Source organism: Pseudoalteromonas luteoviolacea (assembly GCF_018100925.1).
Classification (GTDB): Bacteria; Pseudomonadota; Gammaproteobacteria; order Enterobacterales; family Alteromonadaceae; genus Pseudoalteromonas; species Pseudoalteromonas obscura.
This window is the reverse complement of sequence record NZ_JAGJEH010000014.1, coordinates 37,803-51,247: the sequence shown is the minus strand read 5'-3', so window position 1 is coordinate 51,247 and position 13,445 is coordinate 37,803. Positions and strand designations below refer to the sequence as shown.

The window sequence follows — 13,445 nt, the reverse complement described above, 5'->3', positions numbered from 1 at the left end:
GCCTTTACTTGGGTATTTTTTTTCGCCAAATTAATAATAAAATATTAGAAAAGCAGTATATTTAAAAGAACTATTTTTTACCTTTATGCAATTAAACTCATAGCTCGTGCGAGCATGTAGGGTGTTATATGATAAAAAACTGGCGTTTAAGCCAACAACTTAACGGCGCCTTCGGCGTAATGATATTGATGATAATCGTACTCTCTATTACGGCTTTTTGGGGATTGAGCAGCGGATTCAATAATTTTGTCGAATACCGTACCAAAGCAAGAGACAGTAATTTGGCTGGACGGATTCAGGCGAATTTACTAGAGGTAAGGTTACAAGCCATTAAATACTTAAAGCATCAAAGCGATGCAAATATTGCCCAATTTGACCAGCGATTAGAACTACTAGAAACGCTGCTCGATAAAGCCCAAGCCCAATATTCTGACACCTCCCAACTCAGCATCATCACTGATAGCCAAAAACAAATAGAACGATATGAACGCAGCTTTAGACAAGTTATCACTTTATATGAGCGTCGCCACCAAATAGTTAACAGTACTTTGAATAAACATGGACCTGAGCTGGACAATCAATTGCGCACCATGATGGATAATGCGCAGTCCATTGAGGAAGTAAATAAAATCAGTGCGCTACGAAGCTTGTTACAACAAGGCCGTTTATCAACAAACCAGTTTTTAGTGGCCAATGCTGAGCGGGATTACCAGGTGGCGAAAGACACACTAAATTCGTTAAACGCGCAAGCAACACAACTATTGCAACAATCTCAAACAAGTCAATATCAGCGGTTTATAGCCCCCTTAGAAGCGTATCAAGCTGGGCTAGAAGAGGTTTATCAGGTCATCATCAAACGTAATACGGAAATAACACAGTCACTGGATAAAATTGGCCCAGACGTCGCAGCCCAAGTTGAAAATATCAAGTTAGATATCAAAGCATCACAAGATGAGTTAGGACCAATAGTGCAAGCAGCCAGCGCCAATGCCAAGTTTATTGTCATCACACTCGCATTGCTTATCATTGTATGTGGCGTATTTTTTAGCTGGTTTATTAGCCGAATTATCAAGCTACCAATTGGCGGGGAACCACGAGAAATCGAAGCTATGGCAAGAAAGATTGCCACAGGCGACCTAACTGTTCACTTCGATCAAAGCCAAACCAATAGCGGTATATACCAAGCGATGTCAGAAATGGTGTCGAATCTTCGGACATTTATCGAACAGATCCATCAGTCCACAGATACGCTGACTGCGACAGCGCACAATATGAGTGCCATCACGACACAGGCAATGCAAGGTGCTGAGCAACAAATGGCGCAGTTAGAGAATACCGATAGAGCAATGGATGAAATGGCTCAGACCGTTTCAAATATCACCCAAAGCACCCAATCTGCAGCGGATACAGCGACAGCCGCAGAAGAATCTTCGCAACATGGGCTGAATGCCGTTGCACAAACAACAACCTCAATCACCACATTAAAAGCAGACATTGACAATGTCAGCCAAACCATTTCAAAACTTGCAGAAGAAACTCAATCGGTAGGATCTATCCTTGATGTCATCCGTGGCATTGCAGATCAAACCAACTTACTTGCACTCAATGCTGCCATTGAAGCGGCCAGAGCCGGAGAACAAGGCCGCGGATTTGCGGTAGTGGCTGATGAGGTACGCAGCCTAGCAAGTCGCACGCAGCAAAGTACAGAAGAAATTCAAGCCATGATCTCTAGGCTTCAACAAGAAGCACAGCGCTCAGTAGAACTCATGGCAAGTAATGTCGACAATGCTGAAACCACAGCTGATCAAATTCACCAAGCAGGACAAACTTTGCAACAAGTATCAGACTCAGTCATCGCGATCCGTGATATGAGTATCCAAATAGCCAGTGCCACCGAACAGCAAAATGCCGTAACACAGCAGGTCTCCCAAGGGGTTCGCGATGTCACTGGGACAGCAAAGGAAACGGCGCAAGGCGCAGAAAAAGCGTCCACTGATGCTACTGTACTCGCCACACTGGCCGAAGATCTCGCTGCCACAGCCAAACGTTACCAACTTTAACGCACTTTTAGGCAATACGAGGCCTTCTGTATTGCCTAATAATCACCCCATTGCGTCAGATCAAACTCTGCTAATTTAGTAACACCTATACTGAACAAGTGTAATATTTTTTGAGTGCGATCGTGATTAAACTACCTCATTGGGAAGATTCCCTGATCCAGAAGTATAATATTTCTGGTCCAAGATATACCTCTTACCCCACCGCTTTATCATTGACCTCCGGATATGATCAAACTGCATTGACCAACGCCATTGCCAATTCATCTAACCGTGCGTTGTCGCTGTATATCCATATCCCCTTTTGTCATCAGCTATGTTACTACTGTGGCTGCAATAAGATTATTACCCGCCACCAGTCCAAAGCCGATGTTTATCTTGATCATTTAGTCCAAGAAATCGAGGCGCAAGCACCATTGTTTAAGGATTATCATGTCGAGCAACTACACCTAGGTGGTGGTACACCGACATTTTTAACCGCAGCTCAAATGGTGCGGCTCATTTCAGCCCTCGAGCAGCACTTTGAATTTACCCATCTTGCACAACGCAGCATTGAAATAGACCCGCGCTCTCTGGCTGATGGCATGTTAGTGTCGCTAAAAGAGATGGGGTTCAACCGCGTATCATTTGGTGTTCAAGACTTTAATGACGAAGTACAAGCTGCTGTTAATCGCCCGCAGCAACTTGACGAAGTACTCACGGTTTTGCAGCAAGCGCGCGCTCTGGGCTTTAAATCCATTAATATGGACATGATATACGGCTTGCCACATCAAACCCCGGAGACTTATAAGGCAACCATAGAGCAACTAATCGATCTGGCACCAGATCGTGTTTCTCTCTTTAACTATGCTCACCTGCCAGATAGATTTGCAGCCCAGCGAAAGCTCAAAGAGCAAGATATGCCAACGCCAGATCAAAAACTGACGATCTTCAAGGCGACTCTTGAACGTATGACACACGCGGGATATCAATACATTGGGATGGACCATTTTGCAAAACACGATGATGAGCTAGCAATTGCACAGCGCGAGGGTCAATTGCACCGAAACTTTCAAGGGTATACCACCCATGGTAACTGTGATTTATTAGGCTTGGGTGTGTCATCCATTTCGCAGATTGGCAATGCCATATTACAAAACGAGAAAGAGTTAAGACCCTATTATCATGCTGTCTCAGAACAAGGTAATGCAATTTGTAAAGGGATATCACTGACCCAAGACGACCTCATTCGAGCGGCAGTTATAAAGCAGCTAATCTGCCATTTTGAACTAGACAAATCATCTATTAGTGAGCAGTTCAATCTCGATTTCGATGAGTATTTTGAGCATGCATGTATCGCACTTGCGCCATTGGAAAAAGATGGCCTTGTTATCAACGATCAGAGCACCATCACAGTGACAGCCAAAGGCACATTATTTATCCGGATCATCTGCATGTGTTTTGACGCTTACTTACAACAACAGATTAAAAATACCCGCTTTTCACGTGTCATTTAGACTAACGCAGCCCGCCCTACTCAGTGCGGGCTTTACTGCTCTTCTGCTATTTAGATAGAAACTAATCTGTTTAATTGACAGTATTCATCGCACACTTGCTTTTATTCGGCTAAAACATAACAAGGCTACTGGCAGTCTGCTGTGTTGTGTTTGAAAATCCTTTCTCATTCCACCTTGGCGTACTCTCTTATCGGAACTATTTACGTTACCTTAGCTTATATTAAACCTTCTCGTTTTGCTCATTTTAGATATTTATCAAGGGATTGTTTCAACAGAGATTCGTTATTTGAGAGTTCACCTGGGCAGGGTCTACCAGAAGATGAAGGGAGTCCAGCTTGAGCCATCTCTGATGTATCTTCAAACAAATAACACTTACCCTTCCATTTCACTAGACGCCTGCCTTGGCTACGATAGATCTCTTCTGTTTCTCCAGAAAAAAATTGAGTGTGTGCTTGGGGTGTGTTCATTCGCTCTATCGGTGCGCCTGACTGTGTATCAAATTGCTTGGAACCAAAATAAGCCTCTTGCTCTTTCTGTTGAAGCTGCTGAAGACCTTTGTGCGGGTTAAACTTGAACACTTTTACTTTGTTTAAAGCATTTACATTTTGATTATTCTCTGGTTGAAGCGCTTCATACGCTTGCACCGCTTCCGAATGCTCTGGAGATTTTTCAATAGCGTTATACTTAGGCTCGCCCTCAGAACTTTTAGGCAGCTCATCTGATATGGGTTCACTTACTTTATCTTCACTTGAGTGAGTATCAACGGCCTCGACAGCAGGTTGATGCAGTTCATCCATTGACACCACATATACTTTGAGTGACTTTTCTTGATTTACTATGGGTAATGGTGGTGTTACTGAATACAGTATATAGCCAATTACACCATGTATTGTCAGCGACCCCAGCACAGCCACCTGTATAGAGCGCATTCCATATCTTCCTTTAATTTATTGCCTTTGGTGCTTGGAGGGGCTTTTTCGATGAAAGTTCAAAGTCTAAATAAAGAGAATCAGCAGAGGTATAAGGTGGGCATAAAAAACAAAAACCCCGACCAAGGCCGGGGTTTTAATAAGTAAACTTAATTAAAAATTAAGCTTTCTTAGGACGTTCAATCACGTCAACTAGCGTCCAAGATTTTTTCTTAGAGATTGGCGCACATTCGCGAATAGTCACGACGTCACCTGCTAGTGCTGTGTTGTTCTCATCATGTGCGTGCAACTTAGTTGTACGCTTGATGAATTTACCGTAGATCGGGTGTTTAACCTGACGCTCGATAGCAACAACGATTGACTTGTCCATTTTGTCGCTAACTACACGACCTTGAAGAGTACGGATCTTATCGCTCATTATGCACCTGCCTTCTGGTTAATAACCGTTTTAACACGCGCAATACTGCGACGTACTTTTCTCAGCTCGTGAGTTTGAGCTAGCTGACCAGTGCTCGCTTGCATGCGCAGGTTGAACTGCTCACGAAGAAGCTCTAGAAGTTCAGCTTTAAGCTCTTCTACGCTTTTGTCTTTTAATTCGCTAGCTTTCATTACATTACCGTCCGAGTTACAAATGTTGTTTTGAAAGGTAATTTACGAGCAGCTAGGTCGAATGCTTCACGAGCAAGCTCTTCTGAAACACCTTCCATCTCGTAAAGTACTTTACCAGGCTGAATTTCAGCAACCCAGTATTCAACAGAACCTTTACCTTTACCCATACGAACTTCAAGCGGTTTCTCTGTAATTGGCTTATCTGGGAATACACGAATCCAGATTTTACCTTGACGCTTGATATGACGCGTCATAGCACGACGAGCTGCTTCGATTTGACGAGCAGTCATACGGCCACGGCCAGTCGCTTTCAAGCCGAAAGAACCGAAGCTAACTTTGTTACCGCTAGTAGCAAGACCACGGTTGCGGCCTTTGTGTACCTTGCGGAATTTTGTACGTTTTGGCTGTAACATTAGTCGCTACCTCTTACTTAGCACTTTTCTTAGCTTTCTTCGGTGCACGTTTAGCTGGCTTCTCTTGCTCTTGTTTCAGTGGAAGACCACCGATAACTTCGCCTTTGAAGATCCAAACTTTAACACCGATGATGCCGTAAGTAGTCAAAGCTTCTGAAGTAGCGTAATCGATATCAGCACGTAGAGTGTGTAGAGGTACACGACCTTCACGGTACCACTCAGAACGTGCGATTTCAGCGCCGCCTAGACGACCACTAACTTCAACCTTGATACCTTTAGCACCTAGACGCATTGCATTTTGAACTGCGCGCTTCATAGCACGACGGAACATAACACGACGCTCTAGCTGTGAAGAGATACCGTCAGCAACTAATTGTGCATCTAGCTCAGGCTTACGTACTTCTGCAATGTTGATTTGTGCAGGTACACCAGCAAGCTTAGTTACAGCTTGGCGAAGCTTTTCAACATCTTCACCTTTTTTACCGATAACAACACCAGGACGAGCTGTGTGAATTGTTACACGGATCGATTTAGCTGGACGCTCGATAACGATTTTAGACACAGAAGCGTTTTTCAATTCCTTAGTAAGGTATTGACGCACTTTGTGATCGCCAAAAAGCTGCTCAGAGAAATCTTTTGTATTCGCGTACCAAGTAGATACCCAAGGCTTTGAGATACCTAGGCGAATACCAGTAGGATGAACTTTTTGTCCCATTACTTATATCTCCTAGCTATCTGAAACCACAACAGTGATGTGGCTTGAACGCTTAAGGATGCGGTCTGCGCGTCCTTTAGCACGTGGCATAATACGCTTCATTGTAGGACCTTCGTCTACAAATACTTTAGCCACTTTAAGCTCATCAATGTCAGCACCTTCGTTGTGCTCCGCATTCGCGATAGCAGACTCAAGTACTTTTTTAACCAATACAGCCGCTTTCTTTGGGCTATACGCTAGGATTTCTAGCGCGCGATCAACCGGAAGTCCGCGGATCTGATCAGCAACTAGACGTGCTTTTTGCGCCGAACCAGAGGCGAATTTGTGTTTAGCTAATGCTTCCATCATACCCTCCGATTAACGCTTTTTAGCTTTCTTATCCGCAGCGTGACCGCGGTAAGTACGTGTAGGTGCAAATTCACCTAGTTTGTGACCGATCATTTCGTCTGTAACGAATACAGGTACGTGCTGACGACCATTATGGACAGCGATGGTCAATCCGATCATGTTAGGGATGATCATTGAACGACGGCTCCAAGTCTTGATAGGCTTCTTGTCACCGCTTTCCAACGCCTTCTCTACCTTCTTCAGCAAGTGTAGGTCAATGAATGGACCCTTCTTGAGAGAACGTGGCATGGCAATTCCTCAACTATTACTTAGTACGACGACGTACGATAAATTTATCAGTACGCTTGTTCTTACGTGTCTTAGCACCTTTAGTAGGCTTACCCCATGGAGACACAGGGTGACGACCACCAGATGTACGACCTTCACCACCACCGTGTGGGTGGTCAATCGGGTTCATGGCAACACCACGAACTGTAGGACGGATACCACGCCAACGGTTAGCACCAGCTTTACCTAGTGAACGTAGCATGTGTTCAGCGTTACCTACTTCACCGATAGTTGCGCGACAATCCGCTTCAACTTTACGCATTTCACCTGAACGTAGACGTAGAGTCACGTACTGGCCTTCACGCGCTAGGATCTGTACATATGCACCAGCAGAACGTGCAATCTGAGCACCTTTACCAGGCTTAAGCTCAACATTGTGTACTGTAGTACCTACTGGGATGTTACGCATTGGTAATGTGTTACCAGCTTTGATTGGTGCATCAACACCAGACTGGATTGCATCACCTGCTTTAACACCTTTAGGTGCGATGATGTAACGACGCTCACCGTCTGCATATAATACAAGAGCGATGTTTGCGCTACGGTTTGGATCATACTCTAGACGCTCAACAACAGCTGGAATGCCGTCTTTAGTGCGTTTAAAGTCGATTACACGATAGTGATGCTTGTGACCACCACCGATGTGACGAACCGTGATACGACCGTTGTTGTTACGACCACCTGATTTAGAGTTCTTCTCTAGTAGCGGAGCGTATGGCTTACCCTTATGTAGATCAGGGTTAACCACTTTAACGACGTGACGACGACCCGCAGAAGTTGGTTTACACTTTTGAAGTGCCATAATTCTAACTCCCCTTATTACTCGGCGCCGCCGACAAAGTCTAGCTCGCTGCCTTCTTTAAGAGTAACGTAGGCTTTCTTCCAGTCTGAACGACGGCCGAAACGCATGCCTGTACGCTTTGTTTTACCCTTAACATTTAGAGTGCGAACACCAGTTACTTCTACTTCAAAAAGCTTTTCAACAGCTGCTTTAACTTCAGCTTTGTTTGCATCTTTTGCTACTTTGAACACAATAGTGTTGTTCGCTTCAGCAGAGATAGTGCTTTTCTCAGAGATGTGTGGAGCAAGAATTACTTTTAAAAGACGTTCTTCACTGATCATGCTAATGACTCCTCAAGTTGCTTCACAGCACCTGCAGTAATTAGAACCTTATCGAAAGCGATTAGGCTTACTGGGTCGATGCCAGCTACGTCACGAGTATCAACCTTGTACAGGTTACGAGATGAAAGGAATAGATTCTCATCTACTTCTTCAGTCACGATTAATACGTCTTTCAGCTCAAGCTCTTTAAGCTTAGCTACTAGCTCTTTAGTCTTAGGTGCTTCTAAACCGAAGTTTTCAACAACAACAAGACGCTCTTGACGAACTAGTTCAGATAAGATGCTCTTGATCGCACCGCGATACATCTTACGGTTAACTTTTTGGCTGTGATCTTGCGGCTTAGCTGCAAAGCTCACACCACCGCTGCGCCAGATTGGGCTGCGGATTGTACCAGCACGTGCACGGCCAGTACCTTTTTGGCGGAATGGTTTCTTACCACCACCACGTACTTCAGAACGCGTCTTCTGAGCTTTAGTACCTTGACGAGCACCTGCTGCGTAAGCAACAACTACTTGGTGTACTAATGCTTCGTTAAACTCACGTCCAAAAGTAGCTTCGGAAACTTCAAGCGCACCAGCGCCTTTAATTGCTAATTCCATCACTAAATCTCCAGGACTTATGCTTTAACAGCAGGTTTAACGATAACGTCGCCGCCGATAGCGCCAGGTACTGCACCTTTAACTAAAAGCAGGTTACGCTCAGCGTCAACACGAACTAGTTCAAGGTTCTGTGTCGTAGAACGAACATTACCCATTTGACCGGCCATTTTCTTACCTTTGAAAACTTTACCAGGAGACTGGTTTTGACCGATTGAACCAGGAGCACGGTGAGATAGAGAGTTACCGTGTGTAGCGTCTTGCATGCTGAAGTTCCAGCGCTTAACACCACCTTGGAAACCTTTACCTTTTGAAGTACCAGTAACGTCTACTTTTTTCACTTCAGTGAAAAGTTCAACAGTTAGTTCTGAACCTACTTCAAACTCACCTTCTCCGCCGTTAAGACGGAATTCCCACAGGCCACGACCCGCTTCAACGCCAGCTTTAGCGAAGTGACCCGCTGCTGGTTTGTTTACACGGCTTGCTTTTTTCTCGCCTGCAGTAACTTGAAGCGCGTTATAACCGTCTGTAGCGTCAGATTTGATCTGAGTTACACGGTTAGGCGTCGCTTCGATAACTGTCACAGGGATAGATACACCATCTTCAGTGAAGATACGTGTCATACCCACTTTACGACCGACTAGACCTAATGCCATTTTCCTAAAACCTCTCTAATCTTTCGATTAACCCAGGCTGATTTGAACATCAACACCAGCAGCAAGGTCTAGGCGCATTAGAGCGTCTACAGTCTTGTCAGTTGGTTCTACGATGTCGATCAGACGTTTATGGGTGCGGATTTCATACTGATCACGCGCGTCTTTGTTTACGTGCGGAGAGATCAATACAGTGAAACGCTCAAAACGTGTAGGTAGTGGGATTGGACCACGTACCTGAGCACCAGTGCGCTTCGCAGTTTCCACGATTTCCGCCGTTGATTGGTCAATCAAACGGTGGTCAAAAGCTTTTAGGCGAATACGAATGCGTTGATTTGACATTCTTAAACCTCAATTAAAAGAGCATTTAAAAAGAGCATAAAAAAACCGCCGAAACTATCTTAAAATACCTAAGAAGTCGGTTGTTCTTTTATTTCTACCATCGAACTCCAAATCGGAGTTCCTGTTTAATAGCCTGAAATCCAGACTTTCATTTATACTTTCAGCGGCCAGAAGCCGAGAAAGTTCGCACATTATAATGATACTGGTGATAAATGCAACAACTAAATGCAATAAATTTGCCTCACCTAACTAACAGTCTGACTCTCTAATATAAGGTAACTCTATTGCTTCGAATTATTGTCACAGCTTAAAGAAATAAAGGGTCACTACGTCCTAATTAATAAATGTGTTCTACTGTGCATCTACTATACTAATCAACACATTGGCTACACAGGACTTATGCTAATCAGCAACCCTGCCAATACACAAAGGTAGCAAACATCTGGGGACGGAGCACACTGGACAATGGTCAGTCCAGTTAATCCTTGATATTCTATTGCAAAAATTACTATTTGGTACTGCGTATGCGCTTTATATCCCAAAGTCTCAACGTGCTTGCACGCTGGACTAATTGGCTTTTAGTTAAAAGTAAACTGTTGCCAGAAAACCCGGTCGAGCAATTCGATTTAGATCCAAACCTGCCAACTTTTTATGTCACGAGATTAAACTCACATTCAGATCTCGCAGCCATTGATCGCATGTGCCAAAAACTGGGGCTGCCTAGTCCAATGCAAATGCAAAAAATTGGTAATTCAGAAGTCCCGCGTTTTATCGCGATGCAAAATCCTACGCCACTTTTTTCAAAGTCAGCAAAACCCAGTAACGCGCTGCAATTAAGTAAAGAAATTTTTCACGCTTTGAAAGCGAACCCGGAAACACAAGCACAAATATTGCCTGTATCGGTGTTTTGGGGTCGAGATCCCGGTAAAGAAAAACCGGGGTTGGCAACATTATTAGGCCACTCTCTTACACCGAGTTGGTTGCGAAAAGCACTGGTCGTTTTGTTCTCAGGTCGTGACAATCTAGTGCGATTTTCAGCACCCATCGCCATCGAACAGCTGATGAACGACAAAGCCGATGTCGAAGAATTGCCACAAAAATTACTGCGCGTTGCTCGGGTTCACTTCCGCCGCCAGCAACTCGCTGCCACAGGCCCTAAACTGCCGTCACGCGAAGCGCTGTTTAATTCAATTCTCGCAGCCCCGAGTATTAAAAAAGCCATTGCCGAAGAGGCCAAAGCCAAAGGTTTAAGCCACCACGAGGCAAGACTCAATGCTCAGGAGTTACTTGACGAAATCGCCGCAAACTATTCCGATGCTATGGTGCGCGTCGCAGATCGAGTACTCACCTGGCTATGGAATAAACTATATAACGGCATTGATGTAAAAAATGCAGATGAAGTCCGTACACTCGCAGATAAAGGTCACGAGATCATTTATGTGCCATGTCATAGAAGTCATATGGACTACCTGTTACTAACGTATGTTATCTATCATCAAGGTCTTGTTCCACCGCATATTGCGGCAGGTGTGAATCTCAACTTTTTCCCAGCAGGGGGGATCTTCCGTCGCTCAGGGGCTTTTTTCATCCGCCGCTCATTTGCAGGCAACAAACTCTACTCAGCCGTATTTAAAGAGTACTTGAGCCAGCTATTTATTAAAGGCTACTCTGTAAAGTTTTATACCGAAGGTGGACGCAGCCGCACAGGTAGATTGTTGCCACCCAAAACGGGCATGTTAGCCATGACCATGCAATCTATGCTCAGAGGCATAGATAGGCCTATTTCTATCGTGCCAGTCTATATTGGTTATGAGCATGTTATGGAGATCAATACTTACCTCAAGGAACTTGCCGGCAATCATAAAAAGAATGAATCTGTGCTTGGGGTTTTCAAAGCAATTAAAAACCTCCGTAATTACGGCCGAGGCTACCTTAATTTTGGTCAACCTATACATCTAAACCAGTACTTAAATGAGCATCAACCAGACTGGCGTCAAGATATTAGTGCCGATGAGACAACCAAGCCCCATTGGCTGAATAGCCAAGTGGCAAATGTCGCTGATCAAATCATGACCAACATCAACGCCAGCGCCGCACTGAACGTCATTAATGTGCTCGCAACAATCCTACTTTGCAACGAGCAATTTGCGCTGAGCAAGCAAAAACTACTTGAGCAACTGCGTTTTTATTTGGCGCTGCAAAAGCACGCCAAATACAACGAGCACATCACACAGCCAGATGAAGATGCTGAGGCGCTGCTAGCCCATGCATTAAAGCTTGAAAAATTTGACATCTTGCAAGATGAGCTTGGTGAGATCATCACCATTAAGGAAAAAGAGCGCACCCTATTCAATTATTATCGCAACAATATTTTGCATCTTTTTGCGGTGCCAAGTGTACTGGCCCAAATGCTCTTCAACCGCTACAGCATGAGTGTAAAAGACGCTGAACAAAAATTGAAAACGCTGTATCCACTGTTTGCCAAAGAGTGGTTTTTAACCCCTATGCGAAACGGCTATATCACCGAGATATTAGAAAGCTTTGCACAGCATGAGTTGATCACTTTTGACGGAACAAATGCCGTAGCCAGTAAAGATAATCGTGCGCTGGCAAAACTCGAAATGCTTGGCAAGGTGTGTCATTTAACACTAGAGCGCTATGCCATTACCAGCAGTTTAGTGATCAATAACCAAGGGATAAAGCGTGTTGACTTAGAGCGTGAGAGCGATATTTTGGCTAATCGCTTAGGGACGTTACATGGTATTAAGAGCCCAGAGTTCTTCGATAAGAAGGTTCTGAGTAACTTCATAAATGCACTGCGCGAGCAGGGGTTTATCAGTATTTCTGAGCAGCAAACGATTCAGGCAGAAACACAGCTGGAAGAGCTGCAAGCCTTCCTTACTGAGTTACTGCCAGCGCGGATCTGGCAGTCTATCAACGATACTGTGTAGCTTTAGATAATGCGCCAAACTATCGTTGGCGCATTACGCCCTCTTGGATCGTCGATGCGACCAACTCTCCTGTGCGGGTAAAGAATTGTCCGCGCACCAAACCTCTGCCATTACTCGCACTTGGACTATCCACACTATAAAGCATCCACTCATCTAATCTAAACGGACGGTGGAACCACATTGCGTGATCAATCGTGGCAACTTGCATGTTGGGCTGCATAAATGACAAGCCATGGGGCTGTAGTGCAGTGGGTAAAAACTCGAAATCAGACGCATAGGCCAGCAAGTAATTATGGATCCGCCTTTCGTCAGGCATTTTACCATTGGCTTTAAACCACACATGACGCTTCGCTTGCGCCTTTTGCGGTTGGAAAGGGTTTTGAAAGTTCACAGGCCGCATATCAAGGGGCATTTCTTGCGTAAACTTCGGCCTCAACGCCTCAGGGATCAAATGTGCATTGTCTTGATAAAACTGTAATGCCGATTTGAGTGTTTCTGGCTCTGGTACGTTGGGCATTTCCGCTTGATGAGATAACCCAGGCTCGTCGCCTTGAAAAGACGCAGTCATATAAAATATCGGCTTACCATACTGGATAGCACTCACTCGGCGAGTACTAAAGCTGCGCCCGTCACGAATATTTTCAACATCATATACGATAGGTTTGCTCGCATCACCTGGACGTAAAAAGTATGAGTGCAAAGAGTTTATATAACGGCCTTCAGGCAATGTGTATTTTGCGGCTGACAGCGCTTGGCCCATCACTTGGCCACCAAAAACCTGAGGAAAGCCTAAGTCTTGACTTTGTCCGCGATAAATCCCCTGCTCAATCTCTTCTAAACTTAATAAATCAAGCAAATTTTGTAAAACCTGACTCATTCGCTACCTC

General features: G+C 44.6%; 16 protein-coding genes. 3 read left to right on the top strand and 13 right to left on the bottom strand.

All coding sequences use genetic code 11. The features are described 5' to 3' along the window. Positions 1–128 precede the first annotated feature (128 nt). Entirely contained in the window at positions 129–2,060 is a 1,932-nt protein-coding gene (locus tag J8M00_RS23835; protein WP_211012921.1) for a HAMP domain-containing methyl-accepting chemotaxis protein, read from the top strand. Between the two features lie 122 nt (positions 2,061–2,182). After that, positions 2,183–3,553 (top strand): oxygen-independent coproporphyrinogen III oxidase, encoded by a 1,371-nt coding sequence (gene hemN / locus J8M00_RS23830; RefSeq protein WP_211012920.1) that lies wholly within the window; start codon positions 2,183–2,185, stop codon positions 3,551–3,553. A 239-nt stretch (positions 3,554–3,792) separates the two neighbouring features. On the opposite strand, the gene J8M00_RS23825 is transcribed toward hemN, so the two are convergent. The 12 genes from J8M00_RS23825 to rpsJ all read right to left on the bottom strand — a co-directional run bounded on the left by J8M00_RS23825 (position 3,793) and on the right by rpsJ (position 9,607). Further along, positions 3,793–4,482, bottom strand: coding sequence for a hypothetical protein (locus J8M00_RS23825; protein WP_211012919.1), 690 nt, complete (start codon positions 4,480–4,482; stop codon positions 3,793–3,795). 160 nt (positions 4,483–4,642) lie between these two features. Further along, entirely contained in the window at positions 4,643–4,900 is a 258-nt protein-coding gene (gene rpsQ, locus J8M00_RS23820; RefSeq protein WP_023398452.1) for a 30S ribosomal protein S17, read from the bottom strand. Then, positions 4,900–5,091 (bottom strand): 50S ribosomal protein L29, encoded by a 192-nt coding sequence (gene rpmC, locus J8M00_RS23815; protein ID WP_046358406.1) that lies wholly within the window; start codon positions 5,089–5,091, stop codon positions 4,900–4,902. The genes rpsQ and rpmC overlap by 1 nt, the downstream gene beginning before the upstream one ends. Continuing rightward, on the bottom strand, positions 5,091–5,504 hold the full coding sequence (gene rplP / locus J8M00_RS23810) for a 50S ribosomal protein L16 (protein WP_023398454.1): 414 nt from the start codon (positions 5,502–5,504) through the stop codon (positions 5,091–5,093). The genes rpmC and rplP overlap by 1 nt, the downstream gene beginning before the upstream one ends. 13 nt (positions 5,505–5,517) lie before the next feature. Then, positions 5,518–6,219 carry a 30S ribosomal protein S3 gene (gene rpsC, locus J8M00_RS23805; protein ID WP_023398455.1) on the bottom strand — a complete coding sequence of 234 codons (702 nt, stop codon included), beginning with the start codon at positions 6,217–6,219 and terminating at the stop codon, positions 5,518–5,520. Positions 6,220–6,231: 12 nt separating this feature from the next. Further along, entirely contained in the window at positions 6,232–6,564 is a 333-nt protein-coding gene (gene rplV / locus J8M00_RS23800; protein ID WP_010386167.1) for a 50S ribosomal protein L22, read from the bottom strand. 12 nt (positions 6,565–6,576) lie between these two features. Then, positions 6,577–6,855: a 30S ribosomal protein S19 gene (gene rpsS / locus J8M00_RS23795; protein WP_010367084.1), complete on the bottom strand. Its 279-nt coding sequence runs from the start codon at positions 6,853–6,855 to the stop codon at positions 6,577–6,579. Between the two features lie 16 nt (positions 6,856–6,871). Further along, positions 6,872–7,696, bottom strand: coding sequence for a 50S ribosomal protein L2 (gene rplB, locus J8M00_RS23790; protein WP_023398456.1), 825 nt, complete (start codon positions 7,694–7,696; stop codon positions 6,872–6,874). A gap of 17 nt (positions 7,697–7,713) precedes the next feature. Beyond that, complete coding sequence (gene rplW, locus J8M00_RS23785) at positions 7,714–8,016, bottom strand: 50S ribosomal protein L23 (protein WP_023398457.1); 303 nt, start codon at positions 8,014–8,016, stop codon at positions 7,714–7,716. Beyond that, complete coding sequence (gene rplD / locus J8M00_RS23780) at positions 8,013–8,615, bottom strand: 50S ribosomal protein L4 (RefSeq protein ID WP_023398458.1); 603 nt, start codon at positions 8,613–8,615, stop codon at positions 8,013–8,015. The genes rplW and rplD overlap by 4 nt, the downstream gene beginning before the upstream one ends. 17 nt (positions 8,616–8,632) lie before the next feature. Then, entirely contained in the window at positions 8,633–9,268 is a 636-nt protein-coding gene (gene rplC / locus J8M00_RS23775) for a 50S ribosomal protein L3 (RefSeq protein WP_010376387.1), read from the bottom strand. Positions 9,269–9,295: 27 nt separating this feature from the next. Next, positions 9,296–9,607, bottom strand: a complete 312-nt coding sequence (rpsJ, locus tag J8M00_RS23770; RefSeq protein WP_005495349.1) for a 30S ribosomal protein S10 — start codon at positions 9,605–9,607, stop codon at positions 9,296–9,298. Positions 9,608–10,131: 524 nt separating this feature from the next. Here rpsJ and plsB point away from each other — a divergent pair. Then, positions 10,132–12,558 carry a glycerol-3-phosphate 1-O-acyltransferase PlsB gene (gene plsB / locus J8M00_RS23765; protein WP_211012918.1) on the top strand — a complete coding sequence of 809 codons (2,427 nt, stop codon included), beginning with the start codon at positions 10,132–10,134 and terminating at the stop codon, positions 12,556–12,558. Positions 12,559–12,577: 19 nt separating this feature from the next. Here the strand turns inward: plsB and tesB are convergent, their stop codons facing one another. After that, a complete protein-coding gene (gene tesB / locus J8M00_RS23760; RefSeq protein WP_211012917.1) occupies positions 12,578–13,435 on the bottom strand; it encodes an acyl-CoA thioesterase II in 858 nt (285 codons plus the stop codon). Positions 13,436–13,445: the final 10 nt, after the last annotated feature.